This window comes from Cellulomonas sp. Y8 (genome assembly GCF_008033115.1).
Taxonomy (GTDB): Bacteria; Actinomycetota; Actinomycetes; order Actinomycetales; family Cellulomonadaceae; genus Cellulomonas.
Map to the genome: position 1 here is coordinate 2642707 of NZ_CP041203.1, position 18639 is coordinate 2661345.

Below are 18639 nucleotides of genomic sequence, written 5' to 3' on the forward strand. Positions count from 1 at the left end.
CGCCGCCGCCAGCGTACCCGCACACTGGTGACCTCCCCCGAATCGATTCGACCGCCCGCTCCGGCGCCCGGATCGAATCGATTCGAACCGGGCCTGGACCCGGCCGGGACCTCGTCTTGACCACCCCCTTGCACCGATCTGGAGCTGCCGTGAGCCAGCAGCGGGCCCGCACCGGGCGCGCCCCCCTCCGCCCGGCCAACCGCCGACCCCGCCCTGAGGCCCCCGTGACCGGCGGCCGCCGGCCGGGCCGGTCCGGCCGGGCGACGTCGTCGACCCCGCGGCTGCCCGTGGACCCCGCGGTGCACCGCGCCCGGTGGCTGCTCATGGGCCTGTTCGCGCTGAGCGGCCTCATGCTGTCCGGCTGGCTCGCCCGGCTGCCCGCCGTCCGCGCGGCCCTCGACCTGGGCACCGCGGAGCTGGGCGGCCTGCTCATCGCCGGCTCGATCGGCTCGCTCGCCACCGTGTCCGTCGCCGGCGTCCTGGTGAACCGGTTCGGCGGGCGCGCCGTCCTCTACGTGTCGATGGTGGCGTTCGCCGCCGCCTACGTGCTGATCGGTGTCGGACCCACCATCGGGTCGGTGCCGGTGCTGACGGTCGGCATCTTCCTGTCGGGCGTCGGCTTCGCCATCGGCAACGTGCCGCTGAACGTCGAGACCGCGGCCGTCGAGCGGCGCATGGGCCGCACGGTGCTGCCGCAGTTCCACGCCGCGTTCTCGATCGGCTCGGTGCTCGGCTCCGGCATCGGCGCGCTGTGCGCCGCGGCGGACGTCCCGCTGCTCGCCCAGTTCGTCGCCACCGCCGTCGTCGGCACCGTCTGGCGGCTGCTGTCGGTGCCCGGCGCGGTCATCGAGTCGCTGCCGCCGGACCGGGCCGCCCTCGCGGCCGCCCGCGACGCCCGCGCGGAGGGCCGCACCCCGCGCGAGGCGGGCCTCGCCGGCCGGCTGCGCGCCGCCCGGGTCCGCCGCGTGGCCCGGCCCGGCTCGGCGCTCGGCGCCTGGCGCGAGCCCCGCACGCTGCTGATCGGCGTCGTCATCATGTCCGCGGCGCTGTCGGAGGGCGCCGCCAACGACTGGCTGGCGATCGCGGTCGTCGACGGCTTCGACCAGGTCGAGGCGGTGGGTGCCGCGATGTTCGGCGTGTTCGTCGGCGCGATGACGCTGGTCCGGCTGCTCGGCACGAAGCTGATCGACCGGTACGGCCGCGTGACCGTGCTGCGCACCTCGGGCCTGGTGTCGTTCGGCGGCCTGCTGCTGTTCGGCTTCGCGCCGTCGCTGCCGCTCGCGGCCGTCGGCATCGTCGCGTGGGGCTGCGGCGCCGCGCTCACCGTCCCGCTGGGCATCGCGGCCGCGTCCGACGACCCGCTGCGCGCGGCGAGCCGGGTGGCCGTCATCTCGTCGTTCTCCTCGACCGCGTCGCTCGCGGCCCCGCCGCTGCTGGGCCTCGCCGCGGAGCTCATGGGCACCCGGCACGCGCTGCTGCTCATCACCGCGGCGATGGTCGCGTCGGTGCAGCTGGCCCGGACGGTGCGCCGCCCCGACGGGCTCGCCGGCGCCGCGCCGACCGCGCCCGCCGACGACCCCGGCGCCCCCGTGGTCACCACCGCCGAGCCGGTCGCGGTCCCCGCGTCGCACGCACCGGGGGAGGACGCCGTGTGCGTGCCCTCCGGTAGCGTCCGACGCGAGCCCTCCGGCGACCACGTGCCGGAGCCGGCCCGTCCGGCCTGACCCCGACCCGGGGCCGCCGCGCCCCGATCCCCACCCCGACCCGCACGACCCCCGTGGAGCCTCGCGATGACGCACCCCGCCCCGGCCGCCCCGGCCGCCGTCCGCACCGCCTCGGTGGCCGTGTTCGTGGTCTTCGCCCTGTCCGGGTTCAACTTCTCCAGCTGGGCGGCGCGGCTGCCCGCGGTCCGGGACGCGCTCGGGCTGTCCGAGGCGCAGATGGGCCTGCTGCTGCTCGTCGGGTCCTGCGGCTCGCTCGTGGCGCTGCCGCTCTCCGGACTCGTCGTCACCCGGATCGGCGCGGTCAAGGCGGTCGCCGGGTTCGCCCTGCTCAACGCCGCGGGTCTGACCATCGCGACGTTCGGCGCGGCGCTGGGCGAGGTGGTCGTGACCGCCGCGGGCCTGGTCGTGTTCGGCGTCGGCACCGGCGTCTGGGACGCGGCGATGAACCTCGAGGGCGCGATCGTCGAGCAGAAGCTCGGGAAGACCGTCATGCCGCGCTACCACGCGGGGTTCTCCCTGGGCACCGTGGTCGCCGCCGGGATCGCCGCCGTCGTGGCCGCTGCGCACGTCCCGGTCCAGGTGCACGTGCCGGTCGCGGTGCTGCTGTCGTCGATCGCGGTCCTGGTGGCCGTGCGGTCGTTCCTGCCGGCGGGGCAGCACGCGCCGGCCGGCGACGGCGAGCACGCCGCCCACGCCCCGCGGTCCGTGTTCGCCGCGTGGCTCGAGCCGCGCACGCTGCTCATCGGCCTGGTCGTCCTCGCCGCGGCGCTCACCGAGGGCGCCGGCAACGACTGGCTGAGCCTGGCCGTCGTCGACGGCTTCGACAGGTCCGACGCGGTGGGGGCGATCTCGTTCGGCGTGTTCGTCACCGCGATGACCGTCATGCGGTTCCTCGGCACGGCGCTGCTCGACCGGTTCGGCCGGGTCGCGGTGCTGCGGCTGTGCGCGGGCCTGGCGCTGGTCGGTCTGCTGGTGTTCGGCCTGGTGCCGGACGACCTGCTGTGGCTGGCGCTCGTCGGCGCGGTGCTGTGGGGCATGGGCGCGGCGCTCGGCTTCCCGGTCGGCATGAGCGCGGCGAGCGACGACCCGCTGCGCGCGGCCGCCCGGGTGTCCGTCGTGTCGACGATCGGCTACTCGGCGTTCCTCGCCGGCCCGCCGCTGCTCGGCCTGCTCGCCCACGAGGTCGGCTACCGGCACGCGCTGCTGGCGATCGCGGTGCCGATCGTCGTCGGCCTGCTCGGTGAACGCCGCGGCACCGGCGCGGCAGGAGCCCGCGGAGCGGCCTACGCTCGTCCCGTGACCACCGACGTCCAGTCCGCGACCTTCAGCGAGCTCACCACCCTCGGGGTGGGCGGGCCCGCGAGCCGGCTCGTGGAAGACGACCACCGAGGCCGAGCTGATCGACGCGGTGCGCTCCGCCGACGCCGAGGGCGTCCCGCTGCTGGTGCTCGGCGGCGGGTCGAACCTGCTGGTGTCGGACGCGGGCTTCGACGGCCTCGTGGTCCGGGACGTCCGGCGCGACCTGACGACCCCCGACCACTCGGCGTGCGCCGGCGTGACCGTGACGGCCGCGGCGGGCACCCCGTGGGACGACGTGGTGGCCCACGCCGCCGCGCACCGGCTCAAGGGGATCGAGGCGCTGTCCGGCATCCCCGGGTCGACGGGCGCGACGCCGGTGCAGAACGTCGGCGCCTACGGCCAGGAGGTGTCCCAGACGATCGCGACCGTGCGGGTCTGGGACCGGGTGCGCGGCCGGGCGCGCACGCTGCCCGTCGTCGACCTGCAGTTCGGCTACCGGACGTCGCTGCTCAAGCGGTCGATGCGCGCGCTGCCCGACGAGGCCGACCCCGGCGCCCCCTGGTTCCCGACCCCGCGGTACGTGGTGCTCGACGTGACCTTCCAGCTGCGCGTCGCCGACCTGTCCGAGCCGATCCGGTACGGCGAGCTCGCGCGGGCCCTCGGCATCGAGGTGGGGGAGCGTGCGCCGCTGCCGGAGGTGCGCGCCACGGTGCTCGCCCTGCGCGCGCGCAAGGGCATGGTGCTCGACCCGGCCGACCCGGACACGCGCTCGGCCGGCTCGTTCTTCACCAACCCGGTGCTGACCGAGGCGGACGCCGCCGAGCTGCCCGAGGACGCCCCGCGGTTCCCGGCAGGCGAGGGTCTGGTGAAGACCAGCGCGGCGTGGCTGATCGAGCAGGCGGGGTTCTCGAAGGGCTACGGCCTGCCGGGCCCGGCGGCGCTGTCGACCAAGCACACGCTGGCGCTGACGAACCGCGGCGGCGCGAACGCGGGCGACCTGCTGGCGCTGGCGCGCACCGTCCGGGACGGCGTGGCGCAGCGCTTCGGCCTCACCCTCGAGCCGGAGCCGGTCCTGGTGGGCGCCGATCTCTGACGCCCTGGTGCGAGCCGCGCCCGTGCCCGCACCCCTCGCTCGCCGACCCCTCTCGCCGAGATGGCAACTCTCGGCTGTGCGGCCGGTGCCTGACACAGTCGAGAGTTGCCGTCTCGGCGTCTGTGCGGCCGCGGTTGGTCAACCTGCGGGTTGCGCAACCGGGTCCGCGGCTAGCCAGGCGTCGACGCCCGACAGCAGACGGGTCTTCGTGCCGTCGGAGGCCCTGCTGGCCCGGATCGACGCCCGCGCCAGGTCCGCCAGCTCCGCGTCGGTGAACCCGTGGACCTCGCGCGCGGTCGTGTACTGCTCGACCAGCCGGGACCCGAACAGCAGCGGGTCGTCCGCGCCCAGCGCCACCGTCGCGCCCGCGTCGACGAGCCGGCGCAGCGGCACGTCCTCGGCCCGGCGGTAGACCCCGAGCGACACGTTCGACGCCGGGCACACCTCCAGGGCGATCCCGCGGTCCACGATCCGGCGCAGCAGCGCGCCGTCCTCCGCCGACCGCACGCCGTGGCCGAGCCGGTCGGGCGCCAGCGCCTCCAGGACGTCCTCGACGTGCGGCGGGCCGAGCAGCTCGCCGCCGTGCGGCACCGACGCCAGGCCCGCGCGGCGGGCGATCGCGAACGCCGGGGCGAACTCCGGGGTGTCGCCGCGGCGCTCGTCGTTGCTGAGGCCGAAGCCGATCACCTCGCCGGGGCCGTCGCCGGCGTACCGGGCGGCCAGCCGCGCGAGGGTCCGGGCGTCGAGGGGGTGCCGCATCCGGGACGCCGCCACGACCACGCCGACCTCGACGCCCAGGTCCGCGCTCGCCGACCGGGCCTCGTCCAGCACGATCTCCAGCGCGGGCGTGATGCCGCCGACCGGCGGGGCGTACGACGTCGGGTCGACCTGGATCTCGAGCCGGCCCGAGCCCTCGGCGGCGTCGTCGGTCGCTGCCTCGCGGACGATCCGCCGCAGGTCGGCCTCGCCGCGGACGCACGCACGCGCCGCGTCGTACAGCCGCTGGAACCGGAACCAGCCGCGCTCGTCGGCCGGGACCCGCAGGCCCTCGCCGTCGAGCAGCGTCGCCGGGAGCCGGACGCCGCGCTCGGCCGCCAGGTCGCCCAGGGTCTGCACGCGCATCGACCCCGTGAAGTGCAGGTGGAGGTGGGCCTTCGGGAGCAGGGCCAGGTCGCGCACCCGGCGAGTCTGCCTGATCCCCGCGCGCCCCGCCCCCTCCGCCGCGCCGGCGCCCCGCCGGCGCGAGGTCGAGGGTTCGCGTCGAGGTCGAGGGGTTGCGCGGGCGGTTCCACGCGAAACCCTCGACCTCGGCAGGCGGGGGGGGAGGGGGGAGGGGGGTCACGGCGCCGGGAGCAGGCCCCGCTGCATGGCGACCGTCACCGCGTGGGTCCGGTCGTCGACGCCGAGCTTCGCGAACGCCCGGAGCAGGTGCGTCTTCACGGTCGCCTCGGTGATGTACAGCTCCCGGCCCACGGCGGCGTTCGACAGGCCGCGCGCGACCCCCGCCAGGACCTCGAGCTCGCGCGCCGTGAGCCGCTCGCCCTCGCCGCGCATCTGCTGCACGAGCCGGGAGGCGACCGACGGCGACAGCGCCGACTCGCCCCGCGCGGCCCCGCGCACGCCGGCCACGAGCTGGTCGCGCGGGGTGTCCTTGAGCAGGTAGCCGGTGGCCCCCGCCTCGACGGCGCGCAGGATGTCGGCGTCGGTCTCGTAGGTGGTGAGCACGAGCACCCGCACGCCCGGCACCTCCGCGACGATCCGCGCGGTCGCCGCGGCGCCGTCCAGCACCGGCATCCGCAGGTCCATCAGCACCAGGTCCGGGCGGAGCACCCGCGCGGCCTCGACCGCGGCGGCCCCGTCGCCGACCTCGCCGACCACCTCGACGTCCGGCTCGACGGTCAGCATGCCGACCAGCCCCGACCGCACCACGGGGTGGTCGTCCGCGACCAGCACCCGGACCGCCGTCGTGCCCTGCTCGTGCGCGGTCACGCCGTCCCCGTCCCCGGGTCGCCGAGCGGCCCGTCCTCGTCGCGGAGCGGCATCGCCAGCCGCACCCGCGTCCCGCGGCCGGGCTCCCCGGCCACGTCGAGCGTCCCGCCGCCGGCGGTGACGCGCGCGCGCATCCCGCGCAGCCCCACGCCCTCGGCGGTGCCGGGGGCGAGCCCCTGCCCGTCGTCGAGCACCTCGAGGGCGAGCACCCCGTCGTCCCGGACCAGCCGGAGCAGCACCCGCCGCGCGCCCGCGTGCTTGCGGACGTTCGCCAGCGCCTCCTGCGCGGCGCGCAGCAGCACGACCTCGGTGTCCCGGTCGGGGGCGCCGGCGTCGCCGAGGGCGACCTCGACCCGGACCCCGGTCTCCGCCTGGAACCGCTCCGCGAGCCGCTCCAGCGCCTCGGCCAGCGTGGCGTCCGCCAGCGCGGCGGGCCCGAACGCCGCGACGAGCGCGCGGGCCTCGGCCAGGTTCTCGCGGGCGACCCGCTCCACCTGGTCGAGCCGGTCCCGCGCCTGGTCGGCGCGCCCGGCGTCGAGCTGGGCCTGCGCCGTCTGCGCGAGCATCACGACGCTGGTGAACCCCTGCGCCAGGGTGTCGTGGATCTCCTGCGCCATCCGCTCCCGCTCCGCGAGGACGCCCGAGGCGTGGTTGCTCGCGGCGAGCTGCGCCTGCGCGGACTCCAGCTGCTCCAGCAGCCAGGCCCGCTCCTCGGACCGCTCGGCGACCCGGGTGATCCACACCCCGAGCGCGAGCGAGAAGATCAGGCCGACGGCCATCTGCGCGCCCAGCACCACCAGGTCGCGCGCCGTGGGGTCCTCGCCCGCCGCGAACGCCGCCGTCGCGATCGCCGCGCACGAGGCGACCGCCAGGACGACGGACGCCACCACGCCCTCCCGCATCGAGGCCGCGAAGAACCACACCTGCGAGAACCCGACGAACAGCAGGATCGAGCCGATGGTGCTGACCCCGCTGCACAGCGAGACCACCACCACGAGCACGACCAGGTAGGCCCGGGTGAGCCGGACGCCGGCCTGGGCGCCCCCCCGGCGACCGACGAGGACGTAGGCCAGCAGCAGCAGGGTCAGCCCGCCGAGCGCCGCCCAGGTCCCCCCGTCCGGCGGGAACGTGTCCGCGACGGTGAGGATCGAGATCGCGCTGATGGCCAGGAGCGCGTAGAACGCCGCGTCCCAGCCGGCGAGGGCGCGCCGCCAGAACAGGGTCCGCTCGGCCTCTGCGCGCGCGCCGCCGGGGGCCGGGGCCGCAGCCCCGTCCCCCGGTCGCGCGTCGCTGGTCACGGGCCCAGTGTGGCGCAGCTCAGCCGTCGTCACGCCGCCGCCACCGGAACGTCCGGACCCCGACGACGAGGCCGACGACCAGCCAGGCCAGCAGGACCGCCGCGGTCGCGCCGTGCTGCCACGACCCGGACGGCTCCAGCGCGGCCGCCTCGTCCGGCAGGAACACCGACCGCATGCCCTGGGCCATCCACTTGAGCGGGAACACCGACGCCACCTGCTGCATCCAGGACGGCAGGTCGTAGAACGCGAAGAACACGCCGGAGATGAACTGCAGCACCAGGACCACGGGTGTGACCACGGCGCTCGCGGACCGGCCCGACCGGGGCAGCGACGAGAACCCGACCCCGCACACCGCGCCGGCGGCGGCACCGAGGAGGAACACCCAGGCGAACGTGGCCCACCCGGAGGCGTCCGGCATGTCGACGTCGAACACCAGGCCGGCGACCGCGAGCAGCAGCGCGACCTGCACGACCGAGACCACGAGCACCTGGCCGACCTTGCCCAGGAAGTACGCCGCCGGCGGCAGCGGCGTGCCGCCCAGCCGCTTGAGACCGCCCTCGTCGCGCTCGACCGGGATCGAGATCGCCAGCGACTGGAACGAGGACAGCAGCACGCCCGTGGCGATCATCCCGGGCAGGAAGTACTGCGCGAACGGCACGCCGTCCGCGACCTCGGCGCCGTCCTGGCCGAACACCGTCGCGAAGATCGCCAGCATGATGATCGGGTACGCGAAGATGAAGATGATCGCGTCCCGCTCGCGGAAGAACCCGCGGATCTCGTAGCGGGCCCGGTCGACGCCGAGGCGCAGGGTGCCCGGCAGCCGGCCGGCCGTGGGCCGGTCCAGGGTCGTGGTGCTCATCGCGCGGCCTCCGTCGTCGCCAGGGCGGGCAGAGCCGCCGGGGTGGTGTCCTCGTCCGCCGCGATCAGCCCGAGGTAGACGTCCTCGAGGGTCGGCCGGACGACCTGCAGGGCGGGGACCTCGCCGCCGAGCCGGGCGCCGAGCGCCGCGACCACCGCGGTCGGGGCGTCGGTCTGCTCGCGGCGGACCTGGCCGCCCTCGCTCCACTGGACGACCGCCTGGCGCGCCGAGCGCCCGCCGAGGTCGGCCGGGGTGTCGACGGCGACCACGCGACCGGACCGGACGACGGCCACCCGGTCGGCCAGGTGCTCGGCCTCCTCCAGGTAGTGCGTGGTCAGCAGGATCGTCGTGCCGCCGTCGCGCAGCCCGGACACCAGGTCCCAGAACGCGTGCCGGGCCTCGGGGTCGAAGCCGGTCGTCGGCTCGTCGAGGAACAGCAGCTCGGGCCGCCCGACGATGCCGAGCGCGACGTCGAGCCGGCGCCGCTGGCCGCCGGACAGCTGCCGGCTGCGCGTGCGGGCCTTCTCGCGCAGGCCGACCGCGTCGATGACCTCCTCGGGGTCCCGCGGGTCGGGGTAGTACCGGGCGAAGTGGTGCACGAGCTCGGAGACCGTCGCCTCGGCGAGGTCGTTCGTGCCCTGCAGCACGATGCCGATCCGGGCGCGCCACTCGCGGCCCGCGGTCTGGGGGTCGACGCCGAGGACGCGGACGTCGCCGCCGTCCCGCCGGCGGTAGCCCTCGAGGATCTCGACGGTGGTCGTCTTGCCCGCCCCGTTCGGGCCGAGCACGGCGACGATCTCGCCGCGGGCCACCGTGAGGTCGAGCCCGTCGACGGCGCGCTTCTCGCCGTACCGCTTCTGCAGGCCGGTCACCCGGACCGCCAGGTCGCTGTCGTCCATGGCAGCCAGCCTCGCGGAGGGCAGCGGCCCGGCGGGACGACCGGGGGACGGGACCGCCCGTCCACCGATCGGTGGACTGGCGGGTCAGCCGGGGTGCGTCAGCCTTCGGCGAGCAGCGCCTGGATCCGCCCGACGCCCTCGGCCAGGTCGGCGTCGCCCAGCGCGTAGGACAGCCGCAGGTACCCGCTCGGCCCGAACGCCTCGCCGGGGACGACCGCGACCTCGGCCTGGTCGAGCAGCAGCGCGGCCAGCTCGGCGGACGTGGTCGGGGTGACGCCGCGGAACGTGCGGCCGAGCAGGCCGTGCACCGCGGGGTAGGCGTAGAAGGCGCCCTCCGGCGCGGGGATCACGACGCCGTCGATCTCCGCCAGCATCGACACCATGGTCCGCCGGCGGCGGTCGAACGCCTCGCGCATCGCGGCGACGGCCGACAGGTCGCCGGTGAGCGCGGCGATCGCGGCGTGCTGGGAGACGTTGGCGACGTTGGACGTCAGGTGCGACTGCAGGTTGGTCGCGGCCTTGACGACGTCCGACGGTCCGACGAGCCAGCCCACCCGCCAGCCGGTCATCGCGTAGGTCTTGGCGACGCCGTTCAGCACGACGGTGGTGTCCGCGAGCTCCGGGACCGCGGACAGCATCGGCGTCGCCACCGCGCCGTCGTAGGTGAGGTGCTCGTAGATCTCGTCGGTGACGACCCAGATGCCGTGCTCCAGCGCCCAGCGGCCGACCTCCGCGGTCTGCTCGGGCGAGTACACCGCGCCGGTCGGGTTGGACGGCGAGCAGAACAGCAGCACCTTGGTCCGCGGGGTGCGCGCGGCCTCGAGCTGCTCGACGGTGACCTTGTAGCCCTGGTCGACGCCGGCGACCACCTCGACGGGCACGCCGCCGGCCAGGCGGATCGCCTCGGGGTAGGTGGTCCAGTACGGGGCCGGGAGCAGCACCTCGTCGCCCGGGTCGAGCAGGGTCGCGAACGCCTGGTAGACGGCCTGCTTGCCGCCGTTGGTCACCAGCACGTCGGCGGGGGAGATCGCGTAGCCGGAGTCGCGCAGCGTCTTGGCCGCGACCGCCTCCTTGAGCGCGGGCAGCCCGCCCGCGGGGGAGTAGCGGTGGTTCGCGGGGTTGCGCGCGGCGGCCACCGCGGCCTCGACGACGTAGTCGGGCGTCGGGAAGTCCGGCTCGCCGGCGCCGAAGCCGATCACGGGCCGGCCGGCGGCCTTGAGGGCCTTGGCCTTCGCGTCCACCGCCAGGGTGGCGGACTCGGCGATGCCCCCGACGCGGGCGGACACGCGGCGGGGCTGGGCGGGCTGGGCGGGGGCGGGCGCGCTCACGCCCGCCATCCTCGCAGACCGGGCGGCGCGGCTGCAGTGCGCGTCCGAGGCGAGGCGGCGCGGGCAGGTCGCCCACAGGGGCGGTTCGACCCCGGCCCGCGCGTCGCGTACAGTGGTCCCTCGGTGGTTGACGTCCACCATGATGAGCCGCGCCCGCGAGGGAGGCTCACCAGGACGCCGCCGCCGTAGGGTAGTGGCGCAATTGGTAGCGCACCGGTCTCCAAAACCGGCGGTTGCGAGTTCGAGTCTCGCCTGCCCTGCGCGTGTGGTCACGGACCGCGCGGCTCCCCCGGGGACCTCCCGGGGCGCGGCCGCCGGACGACATGAGGCGCCCGGCGACGGTCGGCGTCGCGAGACGTAGGGGAATCGATCAGGTGAGCGACTCGGCACCCGTGGCGGCGTCCGACGCGGGCGAGCCCGCGGAGCGGACCGGCGGCAAGAAGGCCGCTCGCCCGGAGAAGAAGCGCGGCCTGTTCGCCCGCATCGCCCTGTTCGTCCGCCAGGTCGTGGCGGAGCTCAAGAAGGTCGTCCGCCCGACCCGCTCCGAGCTGGTGACCTACACCGGCGTCGTGCTGGTCTTCGTGGCCGTCGTGATGGCGTTCGTGACCGTCGTGGACTTCGGCATCGGCCGCGCCACGTTCTGGATCTTCGGGGGCTGAGCCTCCGCGGCGCCCCCGCGGGGCGCACGTCACCTCAGCACCACCTTCCGCAGCAGAAAGCAGGTTCGCCCGTGTCGCAGGAATCGCAGGAGCCCGGTCTGGGTGCCGCCGAGTCCGAGCTCGACGACGCCCTGGCGTCGGTCGAGGCGGTCGAGGCCCCGGCCGCCGGCGAGCCCGCGGACGAGGTCGACGGCGACTCCGGCGACGCGGCCGAGGCCGCCCCGGTCGAGGAGACCGACGACGCCGAGGAGACCGACGAGGTCGAGTCCGACGAGGTCGACGTCGACGAGGACCCGGTCGCCGCGTTCAAGGCGCAGCTGAAGTCGCAGTTCGGCGACTGGTACGTCATCCACTCCTACGCGGGCTACGAGAACCGCGTGAAGACGAACCTCGAGAACCGCATCCAGAGCCTCAACATGGAGGACTTCATCTTCCAGGTGGAGGTCCCCATGGAGGAGGTCGTCGAGATCAAGAACGCGCAGCGCAAGGTCGTGCGCCGCGTCCGGATCCCCGGCTACGTCCTCGTGCGCATGGACCTCACCGACGAGTCGTGGGGCGCCGTCCGGCACACCCCGGGCGTCACGGGCTTCGTGGGCCACACCCACCAGCCGGTGCCGCTCACCCTCGACGAGGTGTTCTCCATGCTGGCGCCGACGATCGAGGCGAAGGCCCCGACCGCCGCGCCGCAGCAGAAGGCCGCCGCCCCGATCGAGGTCGACTTCACCGTCGGCGAGTCGGTCACCGTCACCGACGGCCCGTTCGACACGCTGCCGGCCACGATCTCCGAGATCAGCCCCGAGAACCAGAAGCTCAAGGTCCTCGTCTCCATCTTCGGCCGGGAGACCCCGGTCGAGCTGTCGTTCAGCCAGGTCGCCAAGATCTGAGCCGCCCGCCCCGGGACCGGGGCGCGCGCGGACGCAGCACTGCAACCGGGTCATCGCCCACGGCGTCGGCCCACGAGAGAAGAAAGGGTGGCTCATGCCCCCGAAGAAGAAGGTCACCGGCCTCATCAAGCTCCAGATCAACGCCGGTGCGGCGACCCCCGCCCCGCCGATCGGTCCGGCGCTGGGTCAGCACGGTGTGAACATCATGGAGTTCTGCAAGGCCTACAACGCGGCCACCGAGTCGCAGCGCGGCAACGTGATCCCGGTGGAGATCACGGTCTACGAGGACCGTTCCTTCACCTTCATCACGAAGACCCCGCCGGCCGCCGAGCTCATCAAGAAGGCCGCCGGTGTCGCGAAGGGCTCGCCCACGCCGCACACGGTCAAGGTCGCGACGCTGACCGCGGACCAGGTCCGCGAGATCGCCTCGACCAAGCTCGAGGACCTGAACGCCAACGACCTCGCCGCCGCCGAGAAGATCATCGCCGGCACCGCGCGCTCGATGGGCATCAAGGTCGAGGGCTGAGCCCCCGGCTCGACTGAACCACCGCCCGCCCCGGGACCTCCGGGGCGGGCGCCCCAGTGGCAGGGCCCTGTGCGGCCCGACGACCACGACTGCTGAAGGAGAGAGAGCAGATGGCGAAGCACAGCAAGGCGTACCGCGCCGCGGCCGAGAAGATCGAGGCCGGCACCACCTACAACCCGCTGCAGGCGATCCGCCTGGCGCAGGCCACGTCGACCACCAAGTACGACGCGACCGTCGAGGTCGCCATGCGCCTCGGTGTCGACCCGCGCAAGGCCGACCAGATGGTCCGTGGCACGGTCAACCTGCCGAACGGCACGGGCAAGACCGCCCGCGTCATCGTCTTCGCGACCGGTGAGCGTGCCGAGCAGGCCCGCGCCGCCGGTGCGGACGAGGTCGGCGGCGACGAGCTGATCGAGAAGGTCGCGGCGGGCTACACCGACTTCGACTCCGCGGTCGCGACCCCGGATCTCATGGGCAAGGTCGGCCGCCTCGGCAAGGTGCTCGGTCCGCGTGGCCTCATGCCGAACCCGAAGACCGGCACCGTGACGATGGACGTGGCCAAGGCCGTGTCCGACATCAAGGGCGGCAAGATCGAGTTCCGCGTCGACAAGCACGCGAACCTGCACTTCATCATCGGCAAGACGTCGTTCTCCGACGTCCAGCTGGTGGAGAACTACGCCGCGGCGCTCGAGGAGATCCTGCGTCTCAAGCCGTCCGCGTCGAAGGGCCGCTACATCACCAAGGCGACCATCTCGACCACGAACGGCCCCGGCATCCTGGTCGACCAGAACAAGACCCGGAACCTCACCTCGGAGGACGAGGCGGCCTGAGCCATTTCACCCGGTACGCGGAGGCCCGGCACCCCTGAGGGGGTGCCGGGCCTCCGGCGTCGGTGCGGGCGGGCGTGTGCCGCGGGCGCGGGCGTCCCGCGCGTCGCCCTGGTCCCCTTCCGATTCTCGCGCCGCCCCCCGATCGTTCGGGGGAGGACGCGAGAATCGGGTGGGGACCCGGGGGGTGGGGTCGCCGCGCGGCGCGGGTGAGCCGCGCGGCGCCGGGGGAGCCGTCCCTGCCGACGCCGCGCGGCGGTCGTGGGGCCGGGGGCTGCCCCCCCCGGCGGATGTGCCTAGTGGCCCGCGTGGCCCGTCTCGGCGGGCAGGCCGTGCGAGCCGTGCGGCACCGCGTGCGCGCCCGCCTCCGTCGCGGCGAGGCCCGGCACGGTCACCAGCGCCACCAGCAGCGCGCCCGCCGCGAGCGTGGCCGCCTGGCCGGCGCCGCCTGGCGCGCGCCGACGGGCCCCGGGGGCGGTCCCGGCGCGCTGCCCGAGGGCGAGCAGGATCCCGGCCGCCAGCGCCAGCACCAGCGCGGCGGCTTCGGCGGCGGTCGTGGCGGTGCCGGTCAGCGGGGGAGCTCAGCAGCACCGCCGGACCGGCCGCCAGTGCGACGCCGGCGGCCGCGCGGGGCGCCGGGGCGGGCCCGCGCAGCGCCAGGACACCCCAGCCGATGGCGACGAGCCCGAGGGTCGCCAGGGCGACGCCGACCGGCAGGTGGTGCACCAGGTGGCCGGCGCCCACGCCGCAGGCGACGAGGCCGAGGCCCAGAGCCGCGAGGGAGGCCCACTGCCGGGTGAGCGCCTGGAGCGCGCCCTCGGCGCCGGCGGTGCCGGAGTCGGTATCGGCGCCCACGGCGGCGCCGGAGCCCGCGGCCACCGCACCGCCCCGTCCGGCGGCGGTGGGGTGCGCGTCCCGGGCAGGTCCCGCAGCGGCGGGCGGCCGCACGACCGCCGCCGGGACGGTGCCGCCCGCCGGCCGCGCCGGTGCGTGCGCGCGGCCGAGCAGCCCCCGCGCGGACCCGGGGACGCGGCCGGCGAGCGACCCGCTCACGCCCGGCGCGCCGCGGTCGGGGCGGTGGCGGCGCGGGTCGGCGCCCAGGCCGACGCCGAGCAGCAGGATCGCGCTGGCGAAGTGCAGCACGTTGTCCGCGCCGTTCAGGGCGAGGATGTTCGCCGACGAGCCGACCAGGAACAGCCCGAGCAGGCCGACCAGCAGGTAGACGGCGCCGACGGTGGTGTTCACGCCGCGCGCGGCGCGCACCGAGGACAGCGCGGCGCCCAGCAGGGCGGCGCCGATCGCCAGGTGCACGATGTTGTGCAGCGGGTTGACCTCGAAGAAGATCAGCGTCCCGCCCTCGGTCCCCGCGAAGTCCGCGCCGGAGCTGACGAAGAACCCGGCGATCCCGACGAGCAGGTAGACGGCGCCGAAGATCCCGCCGACGAGGCGGTTGGCAGACTGGCCCATGGTGATCTCTCCTCCCGGGGTGACGATCCCCGCTGACGTGGCGCACGGGGCGTGCGCTGGTGGGGGTTCGGAGCGGGGGCGGGGCCGGATGGGTCCGACCTGCGGGTGAAGCGCCCCGCACCCGTCCGCGCGGACCCCGTACCCGTCCGGGGGCTGGACGGACCCCCGCCCCGTGCACCAGGGTGGGAGGCATGCTCGTGGCGTTCTCCGTGTCCCCGCTCGGTGCGGGTGAGTCCGTGACCGAGGCCGTCGCCGACGCGGTGCGCGTGGTCCGGGAGTCCGGCCTGCCGCACCGCACGGACGCCATGTTCACGACGATCGAGGGCGAGTGGGACGAGTGCATGGACGTGGTGAGGCGGGCGTCCGAGGCGGTCGGCCGGCACGCGGGCCGCGTGAGCCTCGTCCTCAAGGCGGACATCCGGCCGGGGCGCACGGGTGAGCTGACGGGCAAGGTCGAGCGGTTGGAGGAGCACCTGTCCGCGTGACGGCGCGCGCGTCCGGCCGGCGGCCGGGACGCGCCGGCGTGGACATCTCGTGCAGATGGGCGGGGCCGGGACCCGGTGCGGTCCCGGCGATGGAAGACTTCCGCGGGGTGGAGCGCCCGGCGGTGCCGGGCGCCCGGCAGCGGTGCGTGCGGTGCGGTGGGGCGGTCCGATCGGGGGCCGCGAGAAGGGATGCAGCGGACTGATGGCGATCTTCGAGCTCGACGGCGGCCAGGGGACCCTCGTCCAGCCGATGCGGCCCCGGGCCGACGCGTTCGAGGCCGACTCGTCCGCGCTCGTGGCGGAGCACGCGTCGGACCTGCTGGGCGAGCAGGTGCTGACGGTGCGCGAGGGCGCCCACGGCGGCCCCCACCTGCTGGCGCTCGACGCGGCTTCGCGCCCGGTCGTCGTCGAGGTCGTGCAGCTGCTGGACGAGGCGGCGCTGGTGCGCGCGCTGCGGCACGCGGGCGGCGCCGCCCGGCTGAGCCGCGCGGACCTGGCGCGGATGTACCGCGGCGGCCCGGAGGCGTTCGAGGCCGAGCTCGCCGTGTTCCGCGACCGTGCCCCCGTGCTGCGGTCGCAGGGCCCGGTGCCGCCGGGTGCCCGGCTGGTCGTGGTGTGCGCGGACGTCGCGGAGGACGTGCTGGAGGCCGTCGACCACGTGACCGCGGGCGGCGGCGTCGAGGTGCTGCGGCTGGGCGTGACCCAGGGCCCCGGCGGGCGCCGCTACGTCGACGTGTCCCCGCTGCGCACCACCGGCGGGCAGCGCCGCGCGGTCGAGCCCGGGCCGCGCACGGGCGCGGTCCCGGTGGCCGCGGCCCGCACGGCGACCTCGGGCGGCCACCGCGGGACGGCGCCCACCGACCCGACGCCGGTGGTCCGGACCGGCGCCGCCGACCGCGCCGGCGCCGCGGGGGCTCCCGCCGCGCCCGAGGGTGCCGAGCACCACCGGCACGCCGCGCCCGGGCCGGCGCCGCGCACCGACGAGACCACGCTCATCCCGCCGGTCGTCGACGACGTCCCGGCCCCGCGCGACGGCGACGCGACCGCGGTGGCCTCCGAGCCGCTGCCCGAGCTGGAGGCCCTCGCCGCCGCGGAGCGTCGGGACCTGGAGCTCGTGTGGCACCGCGTGCGCCGCAACCAGCGCCTGGTCGCGACGCTGCGGGTCGACGGTCTCATCGAGCTCGAGGACGGCACCGTGCACGCCGACCCGAGCAGCGCCGCGACCGCGGCCGCGGACCTGGAGCGGCCGGCCGACGGCTGGCGGGTGTGGCGGTTCGGCGAGGACGGCCCGACTCTCGGCGAGGCCGTCGGCGCCTGAGCCGGGCCCGGCGGTCGCTCACGACCAGCCGTACGCCGCCGTCCACCGGCCGATCTCCGCGTACAGCCGTGCCCGGACCGGGGCGGGCGACAGCGTGAGGTCGTGCAGCCCGCCCGCGATCCGCACCACCGACACCACCGGCCCGAGCTGCACCGCGCGGCGGGCCAGCAGCTCGACGTCGAGCACCACGTCGGCGGCGCGCATGTCCTCGCTCCACCGCGGGCTGATCACGGTGCGGTCGGACGCGAGCATGAGCACCGGCACCCGGATGTGCAGCCCCCGGGCCACCTCCGCGTGCCCGGCGATGATGGCGGCGAGCCAGCCGGCGCGGACGGGGAACGCGGGCACGGGCCGCCAGGCGTCCTCGTAGGTCCACTCCCCGCCGTCCGCGGCGCGCAGCGTGCGGCCGTAGAAGCCCGGGTCGATGTTCGGCAGCGGCGCCTTGGGCTGCAGCCGGGCCAGCCGGGCGATCGCCGGTGCGCTCGCGTGCCGGACGACCGCGGCGCCCTGCAGCTCCAGCCAGGGCGAGTTGAGCACCAGACCGTGGAGGCGGCCGGGGTGCCGGTTCGCCCACAGCGCGCCGACCAGGCCGCCCGTGGAGTGGCCCATGATCATCACGCGCGCGAACCGGCCGAGGTCGCGGTGCACCTGGTCGAGCGCGGCCTCGATCTCCTCGTCGTAGGTGCGCAGGTCGTCGACGTAGCCGGGCGTCTGGTGCGGGCGCAGGCTGCGGCCGTACTTGCGCAGGTCGAGGGCGTAGAACGCGGCGCCCTGCGCGTGCCAGAACTCGGCCAGGCCGGTCTGGAAGAAGTAGTCGGACCAGCCGTGCAGGTACAGCACCGCGCGGGACGGCCGCAGCGGCTCCGGCGTCGGCGGGGCGTACCGGACGAGGCTCGCGACGACCTCGCCCTCGTCGTCGGGCGCCAGGTCGATCGTCCGCACGCGGTAGTCCTCGCCCAGGACGTCCTCGCGCCAGCGGCCGGCCATCGCGCGCCCCCTCTCGTCGACCCCTCGCCCGGTCAGACCTCGGCGACGACCTTGCCGAACTGCTCGCCGCGCGCCAAGCGTGCCAGGCCGTCGCCGACCCGGGCCAGCGGGACGGTCGAGTCGACGACCGGGCGCACGCCGGTGCGCGCCAGGAACGCGAGCAGCTGCTCCAGGTCCTGCCTCGAGCCCATCGTGGCGCCCAGCACCGCGATCTCCAGGAAGAACACCCGCTGGATCTCCATGGCGGCGGGGTCGCCGGTGGTGGCGCCGGCGACGACGATCGTGCCGCCCGGCCGCACCGAGCGCACCGAGTGCGACCACGTGGCGGCGCCGACGGTCTCGATCACCAGGTCGACGCGGACGGGCAGCCGCTCGCCGGACGCGACGGCGCCCGCCGCCCCGAGCTCCAGCGCCCGCGCCCGGCGCCGCTCGTCCCGGCTGGTCACCCACACCTCCAGACCGGCGGCCGCGGCGAGCCGGATCGCGGCCGTCGCGACGCCGCCGCCCGCGCCCTGCACCAGCACCCGCTGGCCCGGCTGCGCGCGGCCGGTCGTGAACAGCATCCGGTAGGCGGTGAGCCAGGCGGTCGGGACGCAGGCCGCCTCGACGAACGACAGCTCAGCCGGCTTCGCGACGAGGTTCCACGTGGGGACCGCGACGCGCTCCGCGATCGTGCCGGGGTACCGCTCGGACAGCAGCGACCGCGGCTCCGCGGGGCCGACGCCGTGCCCGGACGCGCCGCCGACCACGGCGTGCAGCACGACCTCGCGGCCGTCGGGGGTCACGCCGGCGCCGTCGGTGCCGAGCACCATCGGCAGCTGCTCGGCCTTGAGGCCCACCCCGCGCAGCGACCAGAGGTCGTGCTGGTTGAGGGCCGCCGCGCGGACGTCGACGGTGGTCCAGTGCTCGCGGGCGTCGGGCTCGGGGTGCTCCCCGACGGTCAGCCCCGCCAGGGGGTCGTCGGGCGAGAACCGGGTGACCATCGCGGCGAGCATGC

General features: G+C 76.0%; 17 protein-coding genes, 1 tRNA gene and 2 pseudogenes. 10 read left to right on the top strand and 10 right to left on the bottom strand.

All coding sequences use genetic code 11. The features are described from left to right. Nucleotides 1-224: 224 nt before the first annotated feature. From FKM96_RS12025 to FKM96_RS12035, 3 genes and pseudogenes are all read left to right on the top strand, one after another. The gene (locus FKM96_RS12025; protein ID WP_246854953.1) at nucleotides 225-1724 is read left to right on the top strand and encodes an MFS transporter; all 1500 of its coding nucleotides are present in this window, start codon (nucleotides 225-227) and stop codon (nucleotides 1722-1724) included. A gap of 66 nt (nucleotides 1725-1790) precedes the next feature. After that, a pseudogene (locus FKM96_RS12030) lies at nucleotides 1791-2903 on the top strand (MFS transporter); the annotation flags it as partial. 229 nt (nucleotides 2904-3132) lie between these two features. After that, the gene (locus tag FKM96_RS12035; protein WP_371300421.1) at nucleotides 3133-4116 is read left to right on the top strand and encodes a UDP-N-acetylmuramate dehydrogenase; all 984 of its coding nucleotides are present in this window, start codon (nucleotides 3133-3135) and stop codon (nucleotides 4114-4116) included. Between the two features lie 138 nt (nucleotides 4117-4254). Here FKM96_RS12035 and FKM96_RS12040 read toward each other — a convergent pair whose 3' ends face one another. The 6 genes from FKM96_RS12040 to FKM96_RS12065 form a co-directional block, all read right to left on the bottom strand. Further along, nucleotides 4255-5295, bottom strand: a complete 1041-nt coding sequence (locus FKM96_RS12040; RefSeq protein ID WP_147795429.1) for an adenosine deaminase — start codon at nucleotides 5293-5295, stop codon at nucleotides 4255-4257. 159 nt (nucleotides 5296-5454) lie between these two features. After that, nucleotides 5455-6021 carry a response regulator transcription factor gene (locus FKM96_RS12045; protein ID WP_246855376.1) on the bottom strand — a complete coding sequence of 189 codons (567 nt, stop codon included), beginning with the start codon at nucleotides 6019-6021 and terminating at the stop codon, nucleotides 5455-5457. A gap of 80 nt (nucleotides 6022-6101) precedes the next feature. Further along, nucleotides 6102-7403: a sensor histidine kinase gene (locus FKM96_RS12050; protein WP_147795430.1), complete on the bottom strand. Its 1302-nt coding sequence runs from the start codon at nucleotides 7401-7403 to the stop codon at nucleotides 6102-6104. 19 nt (nucleotides 7404-7422) lie between these two features. Next, complete coding sequence (locus FKM96_RS12055) at nucleotides 7423-8262, bottom strand: ABC transporter permease (RefSeq protein WP_147795431.1); 840 nt, start codon at nucleotides 8260-8262, stop codon at nucleotides 7423-7425. Next, complete coding sequence (locus FKM96_RS12060) at nucleotides 8259-9161, bottom strand: ABC transporter ATP-binding protein (RefSeq protein WP_147795432.1); 903 nt, start codon at nucleotides 9159-9161, stop codon at nucleotides 8259-8261. Before FKM96_RS12060 ends, FKM96_RS12055 begins: the two co-directional genes overlap by 4 nt. A gap of 98 nt (nucleotides 9162-9259) precedes the next feature. Beyond that, nucleotides 9260-10498 (bottom strand): pyridoxal phosphate-dependent aminotransferase, encoded by a 1239-nt coding sequence (locus FKM96_RS12065; RefSeq protein ID WP_147795433.1) that lies wholly within the window; start codon nucleotides 10496-10498, stop codon nucleotides 9260-9262. A 178-nt stretch (nucleotides 10499-10676) separates the two neighbouring features. Between FKM96_RS12065 and FKM96_RS12070 the strand changes: the two genes are divergently transcribed. The 5 genes from FKM96_RS12070 (at nucleotide 10677) to rplA (ending at nucleotide 13388) form a co-directional block, all read left to right on the top strand. Continuing rightward, nucleotides 10677-10749: transfer RNA gene (locus FKM96_RS12070), tRNA-Trp, on the top strand. Between the two features lie 114 nt (nucleotides 10750-10863). Then, nucleotides 10864-11148: a preprotein translocase subunit SecE gene (secE, locus tag FKM96_RS12075; protein WP_246854955.1), complete on the top strand. Its 285-nt coding sequence runs from the start codon at nucleotides 10864-10866 to the stop codon at nucleotides 11146-11148. Between the two features lie 71 nt (nucleotides 11149-11219). Then, nucleotides 11220-12032, top strand: a complete 813-nt coding sequence (gene nusG, locus FKM96_RS12080) for a transcription termination/antitermination protein NusG (RefSeq protein ID WP_147795435.1) — start codon at nucleotides 11220-11222, stop codon at nucleotides 12030-12032. 94 nt (nucleotides 12033-12126) lie between these two features. After that, complete coding sequence (gene rplK, locus FKM96_RS12085; RefSeq protein ID WP_147795436.1) at nucleotides 12127-12558, top strand: 50S ribosomal protein L11; 432 nt, start codon at nucleotides 12127-12129, stop codon at nucleotides 12556-12558. 110 nt (nucleotides 12559-12668) lie between these two features. After that, nucleotides 12669-13388 (top strand): 50S ribosomal protein L1, encoded by a 720-nt coding sequence (rplA, locus tag FKM96_RS12090; protein WP_147795437.1) that lies wholly within the window; start codon nucleotides 12669-12671, stop codon nucleotides 13386-13388. 293 nt (nucleotides 13389-13681) lie between these two features. On the opposite strand, the gene FKM96_RS20710 is transcribed toward rplA, so the two are convergent. After that, nucleotides 13682-13915 carry a hypothetical protein gene (locus FKM96_RS20710; protein WP_168216820.1) on the bottom strand — a complete coding sequence of 78 codons (234 nt, stop codon included), beginning with the start codon at nucleotides 13913-13915 and terminating at the stop codon, nucleotides 13682-13684. Between the two features lie 559 nt (nucleotides 13916-14474). Next, nucleotides 14475-14852, bottom strand: a pseudogene (locus FKM96_RS12095) (DUF4383 domain-containing protein); the annotation flags it as partial. Between the two features lie 191 nt (nucleotides 14853-15043). Here FKM96_RS12095 and FKM96_RS12100 point away from each other — a divergent pair. After that, on the top strand, nucleotides 15044-15337 hold the full coding sequence (locus FKM96_RS12100) for an MTH1187 family thiamine-binding protein (RefSeq protein ID WP_147795438.1): 294 nt from the start codon (nucleotides 15044-15046) through the stop codon (nucleotides 15335-15337). A 202-nt stretch (nucleotides 15338-15539) separates the two neighbouring features. Next, nucleotides 15540-16655, top strand: a complete 1116-nt coding sequence (locus FKM96_RS12105; protein WP_147795439.1) for a hypothetical protein — start codon at nucleotides 15540-15542, stop codon at nucleotides 16653-16655. Between the two features lie 18 nt (nucleotides 16656-16673). Here FKM96_RS12105 and FKM96_RS12110 read toward each other — a convergent pair whose 3' ends face one another. Beyond that, nucleotides 16674-17642: an alpha/beta hydrolase gene (locus tag FKM96_RS12110; protein WP_147795440.1), complete on the bottom strand. Its 969-nt coding sequence runs from the start codon at nucleotides 17640-17642 to the stop codon at nucleotides 16674-16676. Nucleotides 17643-17674: 32 nt separating this feature from the next. Then, the gene (locus tag FKM96_RS12115; protein ID WP_147795441.1) at nucleotides 17675-18637 is read right to left on the bottom strand and encodes a zinc-binding dehydrogenase; all 963 of its coding nucleotides are present in this window, start codon (nucleotides 18635-18637) and stop codon (nucleotides 17675-17677) included. Nucleotides 18638-18639: the final 2 nt, after the last annotated feature.

Excerpts from the sequence above, each read along its gene's own strand:
- rplK (WP_147795436.1), top strand. The coding sequence starts at position 12,127 with ATGCCCCCGAAGAAGAAGGTCACCGGCCTCATCAAGCTCCAGATCAAC.
- FKM96_RS12060 (WP_147795432.1), bottom strand. The coding sequence starts at position 9,161 with ATGGACGACAGCGACCTGGCGGTCCGGGTGACCGGCCTGCAGAAGCGG.
- FKM96_RS12105 (WP_147795439.1), top strand. The coding sequence starts at position 15,540 with ATGGCGATCTTCGAGCTCGACGGCGGCCAGGGGACCCTCGTCCAGCCG.
- FKM96_RS12115 (WP_147795441.1), bottom strand. The coding sequence starts at position 18,637 with ATGCTCGCCGCGATGGTCACCCGGTTCTCGCCCGACGACCCCCTGGCG.
- FKM96_RS12055 (WP_147795431.1), bottom strand. The coding sequence starts at position 8,262 with ATGAGCACCACGACCCTGGACCGGCCCACGGCCGGCCGGCTGCCGGGC.
- FKM96_RS12110 (WP_147795440.1), bottom strand. The coding sequence starts at position 17,642 with ATGGCCGGCCGCTGGCGCGAGGACGTCCTGGGCGAGGACTACCGCGTG.
- FKM96_RS12045 (WP_246855376.1), bottom strand. The coding sequence starts at position 6,021 with ATGCTGACCGTCGAGCCGGACGTCGAGGTGGTCGGCGAGGTCGGCGAC.
- FKM96_RS12100 (WP_147795438.1), top strand. The coding sequence starts at position 15,044 with ATGCTCGTGGCGTTCTCCGTGTCCCCGCTCGGTGCGGGTGAGTCCGTG.
- FKM96_RS12065 (WP_147795433.1), bottom strand. The coding sequence starts at position 10,498 with ATGGCGGGCGTGAGCGCGCCCGCCCCCGCCCAGCCCGCCCAGCCCCGC.
- rplA (WP_147795437.1), top strand. The coding sequence starts at position 12,669 with ATGGCGAAGCACAGCAAGGCGTACCGCGCCGCGGCCGAGAAGATCGAG.